At 53.2% G+C, this 18006-nt stretch carries 12 protein-coding genes; 4 read left to right on the top strand and 8 right to left on the bottom strand.

The features are described 5' to 3' along the window. Nucleotides 1-24 precede the first annotated feature (24 nt). Nucleotides 25-5496 (bottom strand): C25 family cysteine peptidase, encoded by a 5472-nt coding sequence (locus tag ABIK48_05690; protein ID MEO0021650.1) that lies wholly within the window; start codon nucleotides 5494-5496, stop codon nucleotides 25-27. Between the two features lie 348 nt (nucleotides 5497-5844). On the opposite strand from ABIK48_05690, the gene ABIK48_05685 reads away from it, so the two are divergent. The 4 genes from ABIK48_05685 to ABIK48_05670 all read left to right on the top strand — a co-directional run bounded on the left by ABIK48_05685 (nucleotide 5845) and on the right by ABIK48_05670 (nucleotide 11122). Beyond that, entirely contained in the window at nucleotides 5845-6750 is a 906-nt protein-coding gene (locus ABIK48_05685; protein MEO0021649.1) for a hydroxyacid dehydrogenase, read from the top strand. Next, entirely contained in the window at nucleotides 6751-8022 is a 1272-nt protein-coding gene (locus tag ABIK48_05680) for a DUF1015 domain-containing protein (protein MEO0021648.1), read from the top strand. Nucleotides 8023-8091: 69 nt separating this feature from the next. Continuing rightward, entirely contained in the window at nucleotides 8092-9060 is a 969-nt protein-coding gene (locus tag ABIK48_05675; GenBank protein ID MEO0021647.1) for a GTPase, read from the top strand. Nucleotides 9061-9184: 124 nt separating this feature from the next. Further along, nucleotides 9185-11122, top strand: coding sequence for an OmpA family protein (locus ABIK48_05670; protein ID MEO0021646.1), 1938 nt, complete (start codon nucleotides 9185-9187; stop codon nucleotides 11120-11122). Nucleotides 11123-11174: 52 nt separating this feature from the next. Here the strand turns inward: ABIK48_05670 and ABIK48_05665 are convergent, their stop codons facing one another. The 7 genes from ABIK48_05665 to pilM are packed head-to-tail and all read right to left on the bottom strand — an operon-like array spanning nucleotide 11175 to nucleotide 17987. Beyond that, nucleotides 11175-11972, bottom strand: coding sequence for a prepilin peptidase (locus tag ABIK48_05665; GenBank protein ID MEO0021645.1), 798 nt, complete (start codon nucleotides 11970-11972; stop codon nucleotides 11175-11177). Continuing rightward, a complete protein-coding gene (locus tag ABIK48_05660) occupies nucleotides 11969-13105 on the bottom strand; it encodes a type IV pilus twitching motility protein PilT (GenBank protein ID MEO0021644.1) in 1137 nt (378 codons plus the stop codon). The genes ABIK48_05665 and ABIK48_05660 overlap by 4 nt, the downstream gene beginning before the upstream one ends. 52 nt (nucleotides 13106-13157) lie before the next feature. Further along, a complete protein-coding gene (locus ABIK48_05655; GenBank protein MEO0021643.1) occupies nucleotides 13158-14753 on the bottom strand; it encodes a secretin N-terminal domain-containing protein in 1596 nt (531 codons plus the stop codon). A 3-nt stretch (nucleotides 14754-14756) separates the two neighbouring features. After that, complete coding sequence (locus tag ABIK48_05650) at nucleotides 14757-15212, bottom strand: hypothetical protein (GenBank protein MEO0021642.1); 456 nt, start codon at nucleotides 15210-15212, stop codon at nucleotides 14757-14759. A gap of 37 nt (nucleotides 15213-15249) precedes the next feature. After that, on the bottom strand, nucleotides 15250-15807 hold the full coding sequence (locus tag ABIK48_05645; GenBank protein MEO0021641.1) for a hypothetical protein: 558 nt from the start codon (nucleotides 15805-15807) through the stop codon (nucleotides 15250-15252). Then, complete coding sequence (gene pilO / locus ABIK48_05640; GenBank protein ID MEO0021640.1) at nucleotides 15804-16379, bottom strand: type 4a pilus biogenesis protein PilO; 576 nt, start codon at nucleotides 16377-16379, stop codon at nucleotides 15804-15806. The genes ABIK48_05645 and pilO overlap by 4 nt, the downstream gene beginning before the upstream one ends. Before the next feature lie 3 nt (nucleotides 16380-16382). Continuing rightward, complete coding sequence (gene pilM, locus ABIK48_05635) at nucleotides 16383-17987, bottom strand: type IV pilus assembly protein PilM (GenBank protein MEO0021639.1); 1605 nt, start codon at nucleotides 17985-17987, stop codon at nucleotides 16383-16385. Between the last annotated feature and the right edge of the window lie 19 nt (nucleotides 17988-18006).

Here is an 18006-nt window from a genome sequence, read left to right as displayed (position 1 = left end):
TTTTCATTTTTCCGTGATGACAGACTAATGCTGAACAATCAGCTTACCGGTACGCACGCTCATCGTTTCGGTAAACCGGACGAGATAAATACCGGCCGGCAGTCTCGTCGCATCAAATCGGATGCGCTCCCCCGCTCCCACCTTCACTTCCAGAACTTTCTGACCAGCTGCGGAAAACAGTTCCACAATTACGGGAAGCCGACGATTACTGACAAACCACAACTCCTGATCGGCGGGATTGGGTACAATTCTGATACCCGCATCCTCGGATCTGACCAGCCCGGAGCCGGCAACACCGGAACGGTTAGGCGGCGTGCGGAACAGACTCATTGTGTCCGGAACATAGACATAGAACTCGTTCGTTGAGTTACCGCGCAGCGCCCAGACCTGTTTGTGCATGAAGGTAACTGCGCCTCCTGCTTTCACCCGTTTGCCCGCCGGACCGGGCGGCATCGGTGCCAACTCAAACCAGCTGTTATTGGCAACATTATAGCAGTAGAAGAAATCCCGATTGCCACCGGTGAGGGCATAAAGCGTATTTACCCCGTCGCTCGTCAGTCCGCAACCGTCCTTGCAGCGTGACCGCTTCCCGGAAGATGAGTAGTCGGGCACGCTGGCTCTCTGAATCCAGCGGTCTTCTCCGATTGAATACTCATAGAACTCATTAACCGAGGATTTGATTGCAAACAGCCTTTCATTGCCGTGCGCACACAGCGCTGAACCGGACTTGAATTTCTTGGCCATTCCACCGATCGGTGCCTGCGCCCGTGGATACCACTGATTGGCAGTAACCGAATAGACATAGAACTCGAGCGTATTGGAACCTTTTAACAGATAGACCTCAGCGGTATCACCTCTGCTGACAAACGCCAGCCCGGTTCCACCCTTGAGCTCCTTGGCACCGGCCGGGACATCGGGCAGCTGCTCCCAAGTGCTATTCAGGACATTAAACCGCCAGAACTCCAGCGTATTGTTGCCTTTGGTGGCATAAACATACCGCTCACCATCAGAACAGAGCGCGCCACCCTTATTCACCGGCTTGCCAGACGGACCGGCAGGTATCTGAGGTAATGTCCGCCAGACTCCAATTGAGGCATCATATTTATAGAACTCCCTGGTCTTATTGCCCTTAAGCGCAAATACGAACATCGAATCGGTCTCAATCGCCGCCAGAGCGCCACCCGCCTTTACCGGACCGCTGCCCGCTGGAACATCAGGCCGGCGCAACCAGCCGATTGCACCCGGGGAAACCTTCAGTTTTGCAATAAATGTATCATTCGCGGGGTTGATATCACCATTTAGAACCACCAGTCCGGTCAACCGATAATAACCAACTGTTGCCGACCAGGAAGGCAACCGCACCTCCCGAACCTCACCGGGTGCCAGCGCCTCTGCCATCGCAGAATCGGCGTAGGCGATATTGCTGCTGACCGTATCCACGACCGTCAGCTGAACAAGGCAGTTCTCACTTACATCGCCCAGGTTACGCACCCGCACGATCGGCGCCACGGTCATCGGCCGCATCTCGCCCTGAGGAATAAGCGCAACAACTGCCACATCATGAGTCACCACCTGACAGGTCGCACTCAGAGTGTCGTTCCCCGGATTCCGGTCTCCGAGCCCGACCGAACAGCGCACTACATACCTGCCTCCGGTAGCGTTCCAGGTTCCAAAGGCAACATCGCGGCTCGAATCTGGGGGCAGGTTGACGACCAGCAGGGAATCGGAGAATACGGAAATCGTATCTCCGAATCGAGTGAGCCGGAGATAACTCATGAAACTCTTGGGCGCGGTGGAAAAGTTCCCCACTCGGACAACCGGTGTTACCGGACCGGGGTCCACCTGTCCAGCTGGCGCTACAATCGCCACCACGCCAACATCGGTCCCTGCCACCTGAACAGTACCGCTGACCGCATTGTTATCCGGTTTCTGATCCGAAGCCAGCATCGTGGAACAGCGGGTAACAAAACTGCCCGGGGTATTTGCCTGCCAGTTCGGGAAGGCGATGATGGTATCGGCGCCCGCCGGCAGGCTGACCAGAATCTGGGCGATATAGCCGTCGCTGATGGTAAACCGGCAGCTGAAGTTCTCGGGCACAGAGCTGTAGTTTCTGATCCGGGCACGGGGGAGAATAACACTGCCGGAGTCGACCGTCCCGGCAGGGGTCACAATCGCAACCGTACCAACATCATGCACCACCACCGTCGTCCTAAGACTTAACGTATCGTTTGCCCGATTAATGTCGTTGTAGACATAAGTTGAACAGAATACTGTCACCGGACCGCGGGGAACATTCACCCGCCAGGATGGGAGATCTACTTGCTCCACCGCACCGCTGCTGATTACCACCTGTGCCGAATCCCGGTAGTAACTGCCGATACGCACATACACCTTGACATTCTCCTGAACTGACCCCAGATTGGCAACCACCACCCGCACCGGCACCAGCGCCCCGGAATCAACTTGGGCACCCGGACTGTTAATTCCTTGAACCGCCAGATCATGAATGTTGATACTGAAACTGCCAGTCGTACGGTCATTACCCGACCGCATATCACCACTTAGCTCCGTGGAACAAACAGTAGCATAGGAACCTCGTGGTCCACAGATCCAGTCATTGAAATTAACCACCACCGAATCTCCCGGTGCCAAATTGTTGACCGATGCCTGATCGCTCCAGTTCACCGGACCGTTGATCCGGAATTTGAGCGTAAAGCTCTCGCTCGTATTACCGAAGTTTCTGACCTTCGCCCGGACGGGGATTGTCGGCGCCGAATCGATATTGCCTGCCGGAGAAATAATCTGAGTGCAGCCAACATCCCGCACCCGGACAAAAGTATTGGCGGTTATCAGGTCGTTTCCGGGGTTATTATCACCACTGAGCTGAGTTGAACACCGGACCGCATGACTGCCCCGTTCCAGCGCAGTCCAAGCCGGGAAATTTACGGTATCAATCGCGCCCGATGCCAGTGTCTTCGTCCGGGTCTGAATATAGCTCGTGCCCCCGATCACCAGCCGGACATTAAAGGTCTCATTCGTATTCCCGTAATTGCGCACTGTTGCGACCGGATAAACAACTGTACCGGAATCCACCGTAGCCGGAATTGTTATTGATACTGCACCCGCATCCCGGTAGCGGACAAACACCGAACCGGTCAGATAATCATTGTTCGGGAAGGTATCGCCAGCAAGCATGGTTGAACATTTGACCGCCAGATTCCCCGCAGGTGCTGCAGTCCATTGAGTGAACTGAACAATCGCTGAGTCATTGCCGCCAATCTGACCGACAATCTCATTTGCGGTATACCCACCACCAATTGTAAACCGGATTGGCACATTGGACACCGGCACTGCAAGATAATTCCTGATCACCGCGGTGGGATTGAGCGTTGTGCCATAATCAACCGTGCCTGACGGGGTAATGATCCGGATCACGCCGACATCGAGCCTGGTCGCAACCACCTGACAGGAATCCAGGTCGGGCAGATAGTTGGGCTTGGAGGCGGTGACATACATATACCCCGGCGTAGTCGGATTGATGGTAAATGTAACCTGTCCGGAGGCATTCGTATAGTTACGTTCATAAACCTCACTGCCCTTCCAGACACAGACCAGCGCCTGCGATACCGGATTGGACCCCGATGTTACGGTAACAGTGAAATTCTGAATGCCGATATTAATCGGGCTTGAGAAACTTGCGTTCAGCTGTGCCGGGACATTCTCATACATCAGCTGCAGCGGGTCACCGAAGTAATTGAGTTCAAAATAGCACCAGCGCCACGCACCATCCCCGCCATTGGCCGGGCCGCGGTAGACCTCCTTGGACACAGCATGAGTCAAAGCAATCGGCATAGTATCATGATTAAAGAAATAGTCATAAAACCGGATATCCAGCTTTTCTGAAGGACCGATCACGGGCGGCGTGCCCCAGCCATAGCGCGAGTTCATAATCACCGAAAGGGCGCCACCGGTTGCACAGTTGTGAGTAGCCTCAGCAAGACAATCATTGTATTCAAAGTTCCCCGGATAGCAGGCGATCGAGTTGATCAGTCCGACCCGTGAGCCGTTGTTATGACCTGAGATCACCGAGGTGCTGTAATAAGCGGTTGAGTTGTGATAAATGCCGTAATCATTACCATGCCCGACCATATGGCAGAACTGAAACCCGTGGTTCAGCGAATCCCGGACCATCGTGGTATTACCCGGGTTTTCAATATAAACATCGGACCAGCCAGTGGGGGTGATATTGGCAATCGAGTCGTTTGACTGGGTCTCATCATAACCACTCCAGAGATAACCGCTCACCAGAAGAATCCGGCGCAGATAATCGGTTGGCGGATTTGACTCATGAGTAATGACCTTGTTGACAAAGGTCTTAACCTGATTCGTATCGTCAACACTCGCCCGTCCGGCATAGAGATCATAATAAAGGTCGGTAGTATCAACACCGTACTGACCGAAGATATTGTCATTATTGGAATCCCAGGAATACTGCAGGTCAACATAATAAAGATCACACGGGATATTTCCGATTTCTCCAGCACAGGTAGCACGTGCCTGACGGGCTGGCACAACCGTGGTATCACCGCCTAAAAGCACCCACATCGTGCCATAATTGTTAAAATAATCACGGATGAAATTCCGGATCTTCTCGGGCAAATCCCGGCCTGAGTAATTGGAATTAATCCAGCTCGTTGTCCGGATAATTCCGGAATAGCCGAGTCGTTTACGCCAGTTCAGAAGCGGCTGAAAATAGGGCTCAAGCGTAGAATTGGTAATAATAACATAATCATAGGTGCCAAAGTCAGCAGTCTTTTCCGGCGGTGCATACCACTCCACATCCTCAGGGTTGATGACCAGAGACTTTACTGCTGCGCTGAACAATTTGAGCTGCTTTCCGGTCAGACTGATAAACTCTGCTGCCGGGTCCGGTTCATATGTAACCTCGACCCTGAAGTTCTGACTGATGAGGTAGCTGCCATTAACCGGATCATACCGCACCGGATAAATCACGATATTAACCAGCCGGAATCCGGATTTGATGCCCACTGGGCTTATCCAATAGCGCTCACCGGGCCAGGGCTGAGTTCCCCGGTAAACTTCGGGCTCAGGAGAAACAAAGGTTTGGGGTTCAGACGCAGATACCGGCACTGGGGGCTGTGCTGGATAAGGTGGATATCCCGCCTTAATTACAGTAACACCATCCTCAGTCACCCGTACTTGCCCCACCTTCATTCCCTGGGGAATTGCCAGAATGAAACTCCAGCAGGGTAATATCGGTTTCCCGGTTTCCCGCACATAGTCAATCTGCAGATTGGAATGCTCTAGCACTGCATTTCGCTCAGGATTGAGGATGGTGAAAATCTGACCATCCCGTTCCAATGTCTGCACACCAAATGAATTGGGACGGAACTGAAAACTGGCGGACCAGCCGGCGCCAAACAAATAACCGGCTGAAAGTCCCAAGAATATTATGACAAATACATTACGCCTCACCTTACCTCCTTCCGGCGGTGGCAAAATCATTTAACCGCCGATTTTGACCCGCTGAATTGATATTGTAATGGAATAACTGGGTGTTGCGAGCGCCCTTTATAGGAGCGTTCGGAAATGATGATGTGCCGAGCCTGCACATGATTTTATGCGCCGCGCCTTTTTATTATGCCATTACTGGCTGATAAAATTATACCATAAACTGGCAATCTGTCAATCGGAATTTTATGAAAAAATGCGAGTTAAAACAGGGGTCAGTACCCCTTGTTCACTGTTGACTAAACCAAACCCTCGGTTATCATATACTATAACTCACGCTTGATTGAGTATCCAAAACAGAAGGAGCAGACAATGAAGATCATTATCACTGACCCGATTGACCCTGAAGGTGTAAAAATCCTGACCGATGCCGGTTTTACCGTAGATGAAAAGCCGGGTATCGCCCCAGAAGAACTGTTGAAGGTTATTCCGGACTATGATGCGATCATTGTCCGCAGCGCAACGAAAGTCACAGCGGAAGTGATCAATGCCGGTAAAAATCTCAAGGTAATCGGCCGGGCCGGAGTCGGACTCGACAATGTTGACCGCCAGGCAGCCGAGGCGCGGGGAATCAAGGTGGTTAATACCCCGGAGGCAACCTCAATTTCGGTTGCCGAACTGGCGCTGGGGATGATGTTTGCCTGCGCCCGCTCCATCCCGCAGGCAACCGCTTCCCTGCGCAGCGGCAAGTGGGAAAAGAAGGCATTCAAAGGGATAGAACTCTTCGGCAAGACACTGGGAATCATCGGTTCCGGCAGAATTGGAACCGAACTGGCGAAGCGGGCACTGGCGCTGGGAATGAAGGTGCTCGTCAATGATCTGCCCGGTATCCAGCCGCAATATGGGGAGCCCTGTTCTCTTGATCAACTGCTCGCCGAATCGGATTTCATCTCCCTGCACATCCCGAAAACAGCGGAAACCTACCATCTGCTGAATAAAGAGGCATTCGCAAAAATGAAAAAGGGAGTTATTATCATCAACTGCGCCCGCGGCGGTGTCATCGATGAAACCGCCTTATTCGAAGCAATTCAGAGCGGACAGGTGGCAGCAGCGGCGCTGGATGTGTTTGAGGAGGAACCGCTTAGAGATTTCCGGCTGTTCTCATTACCACAGGTAATCGGCACTCCCCACATCGGCGCCCAGACCAAAGAAGGTCAGCGTCGGGCAGGAATTCAGATTGCTGAAAAGGTCCGGGATGCACTGAAAGGAGCAGTATAAATGGCTGATGTAAGACCCTTCCCGGCGATCCATTATAACCCGGAAAAAATTGCCGATTTAAGTGCTGTAATTACCCAGCCTTATGACAAAATCAGCCCTGCAATGCAGGAGAAGTATCTTGCCCGGCACCCCTACAATTTTGTCCGACTGATCCTGCCGAAAGAGGCCGACCCGTATAACAGCTCCGCCCGCACCTGCAGCGACTGGCTGAAACAGAAAATACTGATTGAAGACACTCAAGCGGCGTTTTATGTCCTGGAAGAGGAGTTTCAACTGGAAACTCAGACTCTGTGCCGCCGCGGTTTCATCGGTGCAATCAGAGTAGAAGAATTTGAAAAAGGCACAGTCCTGCCCCATGAATTCACTCATTCCGGTCCCAAGGCTGACCGGCTCAACCTCCTGCGCACCACCAAAAAGGATTACGAGCAGATCTTCCTGCTCTATCCGGACGAATCAGGCGAGATCGAGCGCCTGCTCCAAACTGAAGGACCCCCATTGATGCAGGTGGTTGACGAATACCGTGTAGTCCACCGGATATGGCGAATTGACGAACCGTCCCGGGTCAATGCCCTGCATCAGGCACTGCAGAACAGAGTATTATTGATTGCTGATGGCCATCACCGCTACGAAACCGCACTCAATTACCGGCAGGAAATGGAGAAAAAACATCCGCTGCCGGACAACGCTGCCCTCAGGTTTAAAACCGCTGCCTTCTTCAAAATTACCGACCCGGGCCTCGTAATTCTGCCTACCCACCGGCTGGTCAAAGGCGTTCAAATCCGGCAGGAAGAGCTGCTCCAGCGCCTCGGAGAAATGTTTATCGTAAAACCGGTCAACGACACGCAGGCAAAAACCAAGCTGGAACACAATCGGAACCAGCATGCCTTTATCATGTATCTCGGACCGGGCAGAAGTTTTCTGCTGCTACTCAAATCTGCGGATATCGCTCTGGATGCCCTCAGGGGAAAAAGCCCGGAATACCGCCAGCTCGATGTTGCCCTGCTGCACGCGCTGGTGATCGACCGGGTATTGGGAATCACCCCGGAACTGATCGAAGGCCGGGTTAGCTATGAGCGTTACTGGAATGATGCCATCGCCCGCGTTAATTCCGGTGAATATCAGATTGCTCTGTTTCTTAACCCCACCCGGCCCGAGCAGGTTCAGGCACTGGCGAAGAAAATGGAGCGTATGCCCCAGAAGTCAACCGATTTTTATCCTAAACTGATCTCCGGACTTGTATTTATGGATGTTGATGAAACAAAGACCTTATAACTTCTGAGGGTGCCGTTTAACCGGCTCAGCCCTCCCAAAGGAGGTGCTGAACGAATTTAGCGATATAATATGCCGGCGAATCTGACTCCCGAATATAAACAGGCAGAGGAAAAATTCCGGCAGGCAAAAACTCCGGAGGAAAAACTCATCTGCCTGGAAGAAATGCTCGCCACGATCCCAAAGCACAAGGGCACTGAAAAGATGCAGGCGGACATCAAGTCCAGGATTGCCCGCATCCGGCGCGAACTGTCCGAAGATCGGGGTGGTGGCAAACGGGTTGACTGGTACTCAGTCGAAAAACAGGGGGCAGGACAGATCGCAGTTTTCGGAGCTCCGAACTGTGGCAAATCAGCACTCGTTAACGCATTAACCGGATTGAACACCGAAATTGCTCCTTATCCATTTACCACCACCAGGCCTCTTGCCGGGATGATGCCTTATGAAGACATCCAGATCCAACTGATTGATACCCCGCCACTGACACCGGATTCGCCCGCCTGGCTTTTCCATATCCTGCGGACCGCGGATGCGGTTTGCTGGCTGCTTGATCTGGGAGACGATTCGGTTCTGGAAACAACGGAGCAGATCAGAGAACTGCTCGTCCACCACCGGATTGCCTTTACGCCCGAACCCGGTACAACAGTCAAACCTCTGCTCCGTCTCGGCACTAAGGCTGACGACCCGGAAGCCCAGGATCGGCTCAATATTCTCCGGGAACTGGTGGGTGATATTGATATTCTTTTGGTATCGGTAAAGACCGGACAGGGACTTGAAGAATTCCGGCGCCGGGCATTCGCTGTACTCAATATCATCCGTGTCTATACGAAAAAACCGGGCAAACCGCCGGATATGAACGAACCGGTAATTCTGAAAACCGGTGCCACAGTTATTGACGCCGCCTATCATCTGCACAAGGATTTTGCCCGCAAACTCGCCTATGCCCGACTCTGGCGAAACAATGTCTTCACCGGTCAACGGGTAGAGCGGACCCAGTGTCTGCAGGACCGGGATATCATTGAATTTCACATTCAGGAGTAAAACTTTCGCAAGTTTTAAGTTGACAACCCCGTATAAAATTTATACTATCATATGTGTTTACGGAAAAGGGGGTGTCCCTTTTCAATTTTGGAAAAGTATAGTACAAAACCGAGGAGGTATTTTTATGAACGGTAAAAAGGTACTCATCGCACTGAGCATCTTCTGGATCTTAATCGGGCTCAGCTTGGCAGATCCCGCACTGGGAGGGGGCAGGGGACTGTTCCGGATTCAGGATGCCAGAGTTGAAGAAGACGGCGCTCTGGTGTTTGCCAACCGCTGGATGTTAAATCGCACCAACCTTGGCGACAAAGTCACAATGTATCGTGGCCCGCTCTTTGGAATGGAAATGAACTACGCACCATTTCCATTCTGCGAGTTTTACGGTTCACTGGTAGGTATTGTCGATTTCCGCACCAACCCTTATACCCTGTTCTACGACTGGCAGGGACAGATGCTGGGGGCAAAGCTTTCGATTCCATTCATCCCGGTATTTAAACTTGCCGGTGCCGGACAGTGGGTTATGCCCAGAAGCAATTACACCTACCAGGAGTCGGATGGATTCCTTGACCAGCTGTTTATGGATAAAAGCAACTGGCGTGCGATCGCAGCATTCCGTTTCTGGGAACTTTACAAAACCCTCCCTACCCTGATGCTGAATTACGGCCGGACATTATCTACCCCCGCCCAGCAGTTTGCCGGTGCCGGCATTGAATTTCCCTCCAATGCCGTTGACCTGTTCATTGAAGTGACTTCCGAAACAGAAGCTGAAGCCGGCTTTGGCGCTTTAATTGGCAGTAATTACACACCGAAAGCGCGGGTCACCCCGGGAGTACGGGTAAAAATGGGAGCGCTTCATCTCAACGGCGGAATTGAACTGGGTCTGACGGAAACTGTTCCCAACTACGAAGCGATTTTAGGAATTACACTGGTATCGCCTTTCCCAAAACCGCCGGAGCGTCCCTGGGGCAGACTTGTCGGCAAGGTTGAAGACGCCCGTACCGGCATGCCCCTGGCAGCCAAAATCCGCTTCATCCGCAAACATCTGCCCAGCCTTAAATCCGATCCGGAAAACGGCACCTTCTATCTGGAAAAATTGCCTGCCGGCGTAGTAATTGTCGAGGCATCTAAAGATGGCTATATACCAGAAGCAGTACCGCTGGTAATTCCGGACAAGGGATATGCCTCCCATACCTTCAGACTGAAACCGCTCGTTCCCTACGGCACGGTTTCCGGCAGGGTCTACGACACCTACAATGGTAAACCTCTGGAAGCGAAAATCTCGTTTGTAGCCACTAACATTCCTTCGGTCAGCTCCAATCCGCTTACCGGGTTTTTCCGCGCGGATAATGTCCCGGCGGGACTCATTGCGGTACGCATAGAAAAGGAAGGCTATTTCCCGGAAGAAAGGGCGGTAGAGGTTGAAGATGGCAGCATTACCAAGCTCAACATCGGCCTCACTTCTCTGGAAATGAAAGGGACATTCAAAGCGAAGGTTGTGGACAAACAGACTGGCAAACCCCTCCTGGCAACAATCAGTTTTACTCAGGGTGAAAAACCCTCCCTGACCACCGACAGCACGACAGGTCAATGCCAGACCGAGCTTCCGGTCGGCAGCTATGAAGTAAAAATCGACGCTCCGGGATATGTTGTCCAGACTGTCAGCTTCAACATCACCAAGGGAGAAACCACGGAACGAACATTTGAGCTGGTGTCCAAGGGGATGGTCTTAAGACTCAAAGGTGTCTATTTTGAGCTCGGTAAGGCAACCCTGCGTCCGGAATCCTATCCCGCGTTGATGGAGGCGGCTCAGATTATGAAAGACAACCCGGATATTGTGGTGGAAATCCATGGTCATACCTGCAGTATCGGATCTGAAGAATCCAATCGCATCCTGTCAGAAAAACGCGCGTATGCCGTTATGAATTTCCTTGTTCAGTATGGTGGTATTGACCCGAAACGGCTCAGTGCTAAGGGATTCGGTGAATCACAGCCGATTGCCTCTAACGATACCGAAGAGGGTCGCCAGCTCAACCGCCGGGTCGAATTCGTCATCGTGAGATAATACTGAATTAAAAAAGAAGGCGGGGACGAGCATGTCGTCCCCGCCTTTAATTTCACGGCAGCACCAGCTTCAGGTACCAGCCGAAAATCGCTCTGCCTGCGAAAAGTCCAACCACCCCGCCCAGTGCCAGCAACGGTCCGAACGGAACCTCCTGCCCTTTCTTCAGCCGTCCGCTGATTCTCCCCGCAAGACCGAAGATCACACCAGCAACTACCGCCACTGCCAGTGCCACAATCATACCCCTCACACCTGCAAAAACTCCGATCATTGCGGCAAACGGCAGATCCCCCCAGCCCATCGCCTCCTTCTGTTTTACACCCAAACGGGAAAATGGCCGGGCGAGCACAAACCGCCACAACGCCCAGGCAAAAAAGACAAAGCCGGCTCCGATTACCGCGCCCCAGAATGCTTCTTTGATTGTCATCCGAAACACCGGAATCAGAGCAGTCACCAGCCCCACAATTAACCCGGCAAACGACAGTTCAATCGGCAGAATCTTGTGGTCGAAATCGATGCCGGCAAGGACAATGAGCAAGCTGATAAAGACCAGCGCGCGCACCAGCTGCCAGTCAAAACCGAACTTGGCATAGCTGAGGAGAAAGAGCAGGGCGGTAATGCCTTCAATCAGGGGGTAACGGAACGAGATTGGCTGATGGCAGTCCCGGCATCTGCCCCGCAATATCAGATAGCTGATGATCGGAATGTTGTCGTAAGCCCGGATCGGATGCCTACAGCGGGGGCAGTGGGAAGGAGGATAGCTGATCGATTCCCCGCGCGGGATGCGCCAGATGCACACATTGAAGAAGCTGCCGAGAATCAGACCCAAAAGCCCGATAATAACCCAGATCACTGTCCCTTGGGTCCCGGAGCGGTAACCGGCGACTCCGGTGGCGCAAACATCTTTTTGTCGTTTGCCGCCGCATAAGCCACTTCGGGAGAAATCAACCCTTTCTTCAGCAACCCCTCCAGACTCTGGTCCATGGTCTGCATCCCATACTGCGAACCCGTCTGCACGAGAGAAGGTATCTGGTGAACCTTTGCCTCCCGGATCAAATTCTTGATTGCCGGCGTTGCAATCAGCACCTCCATTGCTGCCACCCGTCCCCGTCCATCCTTGCGCGGCAGTAGTATCTGAGAAATAATACCGCGGATGACACTGGCAAATATCTGGCGGACATACTCCTGCTGATCTGCCGGGAAGACATCAATCACCCGGTCCACAGTTTCTGCCACACTCTTGGTATGAAGTGTTGAAAGCACGAGATGGCCGGTTTCCGCGGCGGTCAACGCCAGACTGATCGTTTCCAGATCCCGCATCTCGCCGACCAGGATTACATCCGGGTCTTCGCGGAGGCAGGCACGGAGCGCCGAGGCAAATGATCGGGAATGAGTATCGATCTCCCGCTGGCTGATCAGACAGTTCCGGGGACGGAAGATATACTCAATCGGATCCTCAATCGTAATAATTCGAACCGCCTGTTCCTGATCTATCAAGTCAATCATGCTCGCCAGCGTAGTGGATTTCCCACAACCTGTCGGACCGGTCACCAGCACAAGCCCGGAGTGTGAGCGTGCCAGTTCCGCGACTGATGGTGGTGCCGGCAATTCCTCCAATGTCCTGATTTTGGCCGGAATTATCCGGAAGGCGGCACCGATTCCGTTCAAATCCAGAAACACATTCACACGGGCACGAACTCGTTCCGGAGTTGTATATTCAAGGGTCAGCGCTTCCGGTATTAGCCGTTGACTGGCAGCCCCCCAGGTGTAAGAAAGATCGATTTCCTTCTTGCTATTTACCGCCTGCTTCTGTTCATCAGTAAGAATAGAACAGACCAGCGCCTCCGCATCATCTGCGGTCAGCGCTGGTCCCGGAATTTTTTTCAAGCGGCCGTTAACCCGGATGATCGGCGGGTTACCGGCGGTTATGTGGAGATCTGAGGCACCATATTTAGCTGCATACCTCAGCAGCTCATCAATATTCATCTTCTGGTGGTCACTACTCTCCACCCTTTACTTTAGACCGCCTGCCTGTCCTCTATCCCTCCGGATTAATGATATGAGGGATGATAAAAATCATCAGATCACTTTTTGTCCGTTCCACTGATGTCTTCTTGAAGAGATGACCGAGGATCGGGATATCACCAAGCAGTGGAATCTTACCGACACTGCGGGTCTCCTCATCCCGGACCAAACCGCCAATCACTACCACCTCATCCTCAGCAACCTTAACCTGAGTTTCGGCTTCGCGCCGGGCAACAATCGGCTGCCGGTCATCGGCCGAACCTACCCAGCCGGTAATTGCTTCAACCGAGGGACGGACATGCATGGTGATCATACCGTCAGAAGTCACATGCGGTGTCACCTCCAGTTTAATCGGGATCGAACGCGTCTTCCAGGTGTAGGTAATCTCACCGGTATTCGGGTCCTTGTGCACTTCGCGGATGGGGACATCAATACCCATACTTACAGTTGCAGTCTGATTATCCAGCGTCAGGGTTCTGGGATTTGCCAGTACCCGCGAACGCCCGCGCGAACTCAGCACTTCCAGCGCCGCGCTGAACCGGTTGAAGGAAATCTTCCCAAAAAGCATCTCTTTAACAATAACCGGAATCGCTACCTCTTCGCCGATTTTCGGCAGTTCGGTGCCAAATGAAGCTACTGGCGTCCAGTCAATCCCCCACCGATCCTCTGCGGAGTGGGTTGTTTCAACAAACTTCGCTTCAATTGCAATCTGCGGCACCGGTCGATCCAGATCGGCGATAATCTTCGCCACTTCATCCAGTGCCTCCGGGACATCAGATACCACCAGCACGGCACTCCGTTCCGCCGCACCGCCCTTAGTCCCAACCCGCCGGTATCCCACTGTCGCCTCACCAACCGGCGAGAGTGCCTTCTTAATGACCTTCAGCACATCTTCAGCCTCAATGTAATCCAGGTTAAACACCCTCGTCTGAACCTCACCATACATCTCCTTCTTGACCGGCTTGACAATCAGCACTCCACTCCGGTCTTCAACGATATTACAGCCAGCTGCCTTGACCAGCGCCTCCAGACCTGCCCGCAGCGGCACTTCATTCAGTCGCACACTTACAACTGACTTCACATCCTGAGTGATCATCAGGTTGAGATCAAACTGCCGTGCCAGCATCCGCAGCACACTCGTCACTTCAGCATCCTGAACCAGCAGAGTCAGCGGGGGTTTGCCGCTGAACTGGTCCTCGGGCTCCGGCGCTGGCGGAGGCGGCAACGGCTGGGTTCCGAGGCTGACAGTAATAACACCGTTTTCATTGGTGATCCGGTGCCGGACCAGTTGCCGGAGCAAAACTGTCACCCGGACACCGCTCGTTGCTTCACTCGGTTTTACTGTAACTGCGGTCACGGGATAATAGCTCGAGCTGATCCGCTCCTGCGCCACCTGCGAAACTCCGTCCATGACATCAACGATCACTGCCGGCGGTTCCTGAGATACAAACGAACTGATATTGGGAGTTCCGCTGCAGGCAATCGTCACCCGCACCTCATCGAGCAGCTTGTCGATTGCCACATCCTTGACCGCTACCTGTGCCTGTGCCGTAAACAGGACACTTAGAAACAAAAGTACTGGCAAAACTATGGTTACTTTTTTATTCATGATTTACTCCCCCAGTGTCAAGGTAAATGTCCTTCCACCCTGTTCCAGAGTTACCCGGTCCTGTTCAATGCTCACAACTCGTTTACCGCTGATCTGATCGCCAACCTGAACGATTTGATCATTTATCAGCGCACTTGCCCCGTCATTGGTAACTGTGATCGCCCGCAGATTCAGATTGGCAACCTCGCTCATCAGCATCCAGTCCCGGACAAAGGGATCGCTCCCCCAGACAATCGGCTCCGCAACAGCCGACTGTGTTCCTCCCTGTGCAGGCGGTGCTATTGCTTCCTGCAGGGCTGACTTTAACTGCCCGGCTTTACCTCTGACCGTCTGAGTCACCTCGGTAGTAGCCGCATCGGTAATTACCTCCGGCATCACCTGCGGTCGCGAACGGGTAAAGGTAAATATCGCCAGCACCGCTACTGCCAAACCTAAAATTACCAGTAATCTCTGTCTCAAGGTGCTCCTTTCTTTTTTAACACCCAAACATTTGCTGCTAACTTCTCTTTCTCTGTGTAAAATAACTTGGTGGCAGCAAGCTTTCTCCGACGCGGACAGTAGTTCGTCGGCCAAAAGCCTCGACCTCAATCCGGTCCGTACCGATCGCAACAATCTTACGTCCCATCACCACATCACCGACTCTGACCCTGCGATTATCAATCAAGGCATAGCTATCCTCGCCCAGGGAAACTATTGCCTTCACCACATAGTAAGTACCCTTCCGACTCGCCGTTTTCCGTCCACCCCGACGGCTGCGCGCATATTTCAACATCCGCCGCCGCTCCCGTTCCTGCCGTTTCAATTCTTTTTTCCGCTTGCGTTCCTCCGCCCGCAGACGCTTACGCTCGGCAGCGCGCTCCTCCTTTGTCTTTGCCTTCAGCCGGCCTGCGGTCCTGCCCTGGGCTGCAGTACTGCGGCGACCCGCCCCAGAAATTGAATCGGACTGAGTGGTACTGCGGCTGGAGCGGGCAGCAGGCTTGGGTTTTCTGAAGAGCAGCACACCACCCACTACTACTACCGCCGCCACAATCAGAACCAGGATAATCCGTCTCACAAATCACCCCTGCCCGCAAGACTCGAGGCATAGATATTTACCAGCAGTTTTGCCTCTACTTCCGGTCTAATATCTTCACGGGCGCTGAAATCAAAATCCGGTACCCGCACAAAATAGGGATAATCTCCCAGACCCTCAACAAACCTGCCGATATCCAGATACCGTCCCTGCACTGTTACCATAAACGGCACCGGCCTCACCTGGGCACTTGGACCCTCCTCTTGCAGCAATGTATCCAGTCCGGGCGGAGTTATCTCCAGAAAATGCACGCGCTTTGCCTCGGCTTCCCGGGCAAGGTCCCGGAAGAGGCTGAGCATCTGGGAACGGGGCACTACCCTTGCCCAGATTCCACTGATCTCGGTCTCCAGCTGCTCCTTGCGCTGCCGCAGTTTGGGCATCTGGGCAATTCGCGCCTTGGTCTCATCCAGCTGCTTCTGCAGCTCCCGGATTTCCGCCACGGTCTTCTGTCTTGCCCGAATCCGGGGTTGATAGAGCAGAAACCATGCTCCCACGCCGAGCAACACATAGATTATCAGACCGATCAGAACTACCCTTCTTTCAATTAGATTCATATGCTACTCCGTCACACATTGAATTTCAAACTCCAGCACCGTCTCACCCTGGAGACTGCTGCGGTTCTTGGAAACGAGCTGTACCTGTTTGAATGAGGGACTGCGCTCCAGGTCGATAAGAAACTGCGCCAGGTCAACATCCAGCAGATGGGGCTCACCGCTTACTACTCCGGTCAGTTTCACATTTGTCCGGTTGGTCAGGGTAAAGGTGTTCAGCTGGATGTTCTGAGGTACAATGGTGGAAATCTTCGCCATCACCGGCACCGCCGGCATCACCTCTCCCACAACACTGGTCAGCGCCTTCTGCCGGGCTTCCAGCTCCGAAATTTCCTTCTCCAGCTCAAAGTAACTTCGATTCTGCTCTTCAGTAGCCTTGATTTCATTCCTGAGTCGTGACACCTGTCCCTTGGAAATACCCGACCAGCCGGCAACGAGTATGTAACCGACGATCAGAACTCCCACCCAGAGAATTCCGCCCAGCGTCATCATCCTGATATCCCGGGCGACAAACTTGCCCGTCTTCATCTCCACCGGCAGCAGATCCACCGCGGTATGGTCATAATACAGACCGAGTGCCGCAACCAGCCGATGACCGATTTCCTCCTGAGGGGTTGTTCCGGGACGATAAAGACCGAAGTCCTTGAACGGATCAAAAATCTCCGTCGGAATCCCCAGGCTGGTCTGCAGATATTCCCGCAATCCCTTCAGTGCCGCTGTACCGCCACAGATGAGCAGCCGGTCCACCTTCTGTTCGCCGAATTCACGGCGGTAGAAATCAATCGAGCGGTTAATTTCCGCCACAAACCTCTCCAGCGCCGGACGCTGAAGCGTTGCCAGACGCTTGACCATGATTCCGGAAGGCAGCCGCTCAGTGGAATCCTCAGGTGGAATTCCGTACTTGCGCTTGAGCTCCTCCGCATCATAGGCGTCCAGCGCCAGCTGTCCTTCCTCGGTGGTAATTGCGACCGTCATTGCCTCGGTAATTGCATTGCCCGCGGTTGTCACCGTGCGTGCCAGATCCAGCCGTTCACCCTTCATAAAAATGATATCGGTAAACTCGGCACCGATATCCAGCAGACAGACAACCTCATCCGGACGGACCCGACCGTACTTCTTTACCGCCGCCTGCAGGGCAAACGGAATAACACTGATTGATGATGGTTCCAGCCCCGCTTTCCGCAGTGTCGAGATATGGTCGGAAACAATGTCCTTGCGCGCAGCGATGACCATCACATTGTCCTTGATCGCTCCTGCTTCCCGGACCGGACCGAGGGTCTTGAAGTCAAAAATGGCTTCGTCGAGCGTAAATGGCGAGTACTTGTCCAGCCGCAGTAGAATCGCATCCTTCAACTCCCGCCGGTTCATCTTCGGGAATGGCGCCTGACGAACACTCACCGAAGGACCGGATACAAAAGTGTAAACCTCACGCGGCTTGTAGTCCTTGATCAGTTCCCGCAGAATTGAGGGCACATCAAAGGCTTCGCCGATTTCCTTCAGTCCGTAATCGACGACCCGGCCACCCTCAACCTTGACAAATTTAACTGAATTCGAACCGATATCAATACAGAGGGTGCCCTTACCACCCCCGCCAAAGACTTTAGACGCCAATTTGCCTCCTTATGTCCAG

The sequence above is a fragment of the candidate division WOR-3 bacterium genome (genome assembly GCA_039801085.1).
GTDB lineage: Bacteria > Hydrothermota > Tepidihabitantia > Tepidihabitantales > Tepidihabitantaceae > JAOABP01.
Note: the sequence above shows the minus strand (reverse complement) of the source record. Positions and strands in the feature narration are given on the sequence as shown.

Excerpts from the sequence above, each read along its gene's own strand:
- ABIK48_05655 (MEO0021643.1), bottom strand. The coding sequence starts at position 14,753 with ATGAATAAAAAAGTAACCATAGTTTTGCCAGTACTTTTGTTTCTAAGT.
- ABIK48_05660 (MEO0021644.1), bottom strand. The coding sequence starts at position 13,105 with ATGAATATTGATGAGCTGCTGAGGTATGCAGCTAAATATGGTGCCTCA.
- ABIK48_05675 (MEO0021647.1), top strand. The coding sequence starts at position 8,092 with ATGCCGGCGAATCTGACTCCCGAATATAAACAGGCAGAGGAAAAATTC.
- ABIK48_05680 (MEO0021648.1), top strand. The coding sequence starts at position 6,751 with ATGGCTGATGTAAGACCCTTCCCGGCGATCCATTATAACCCGGAAAAA.
- pilO (MEO0021640.1), bottom strand. The coding sequence starts at position 16,379 with ATGAATCTAATTGAAAGAAGGGTAGTTCTGATCGGTCTGATAATCTAT.
- ABIK48_05685 (MEO0021649.1), top strand. The coding sequence starts at position 5,845 with ATGAAGATCATTATCACTGACCCGATTGACCCTGAAGGTGTAAAAATC.
- ABIK48_05670 (MEO0021646.1), top strand. The coding sequence starts at position 9,185 with ATGAACGGTAAAAAGGTACTCATCGCACTGAGCATCTTCTGGATCTTA.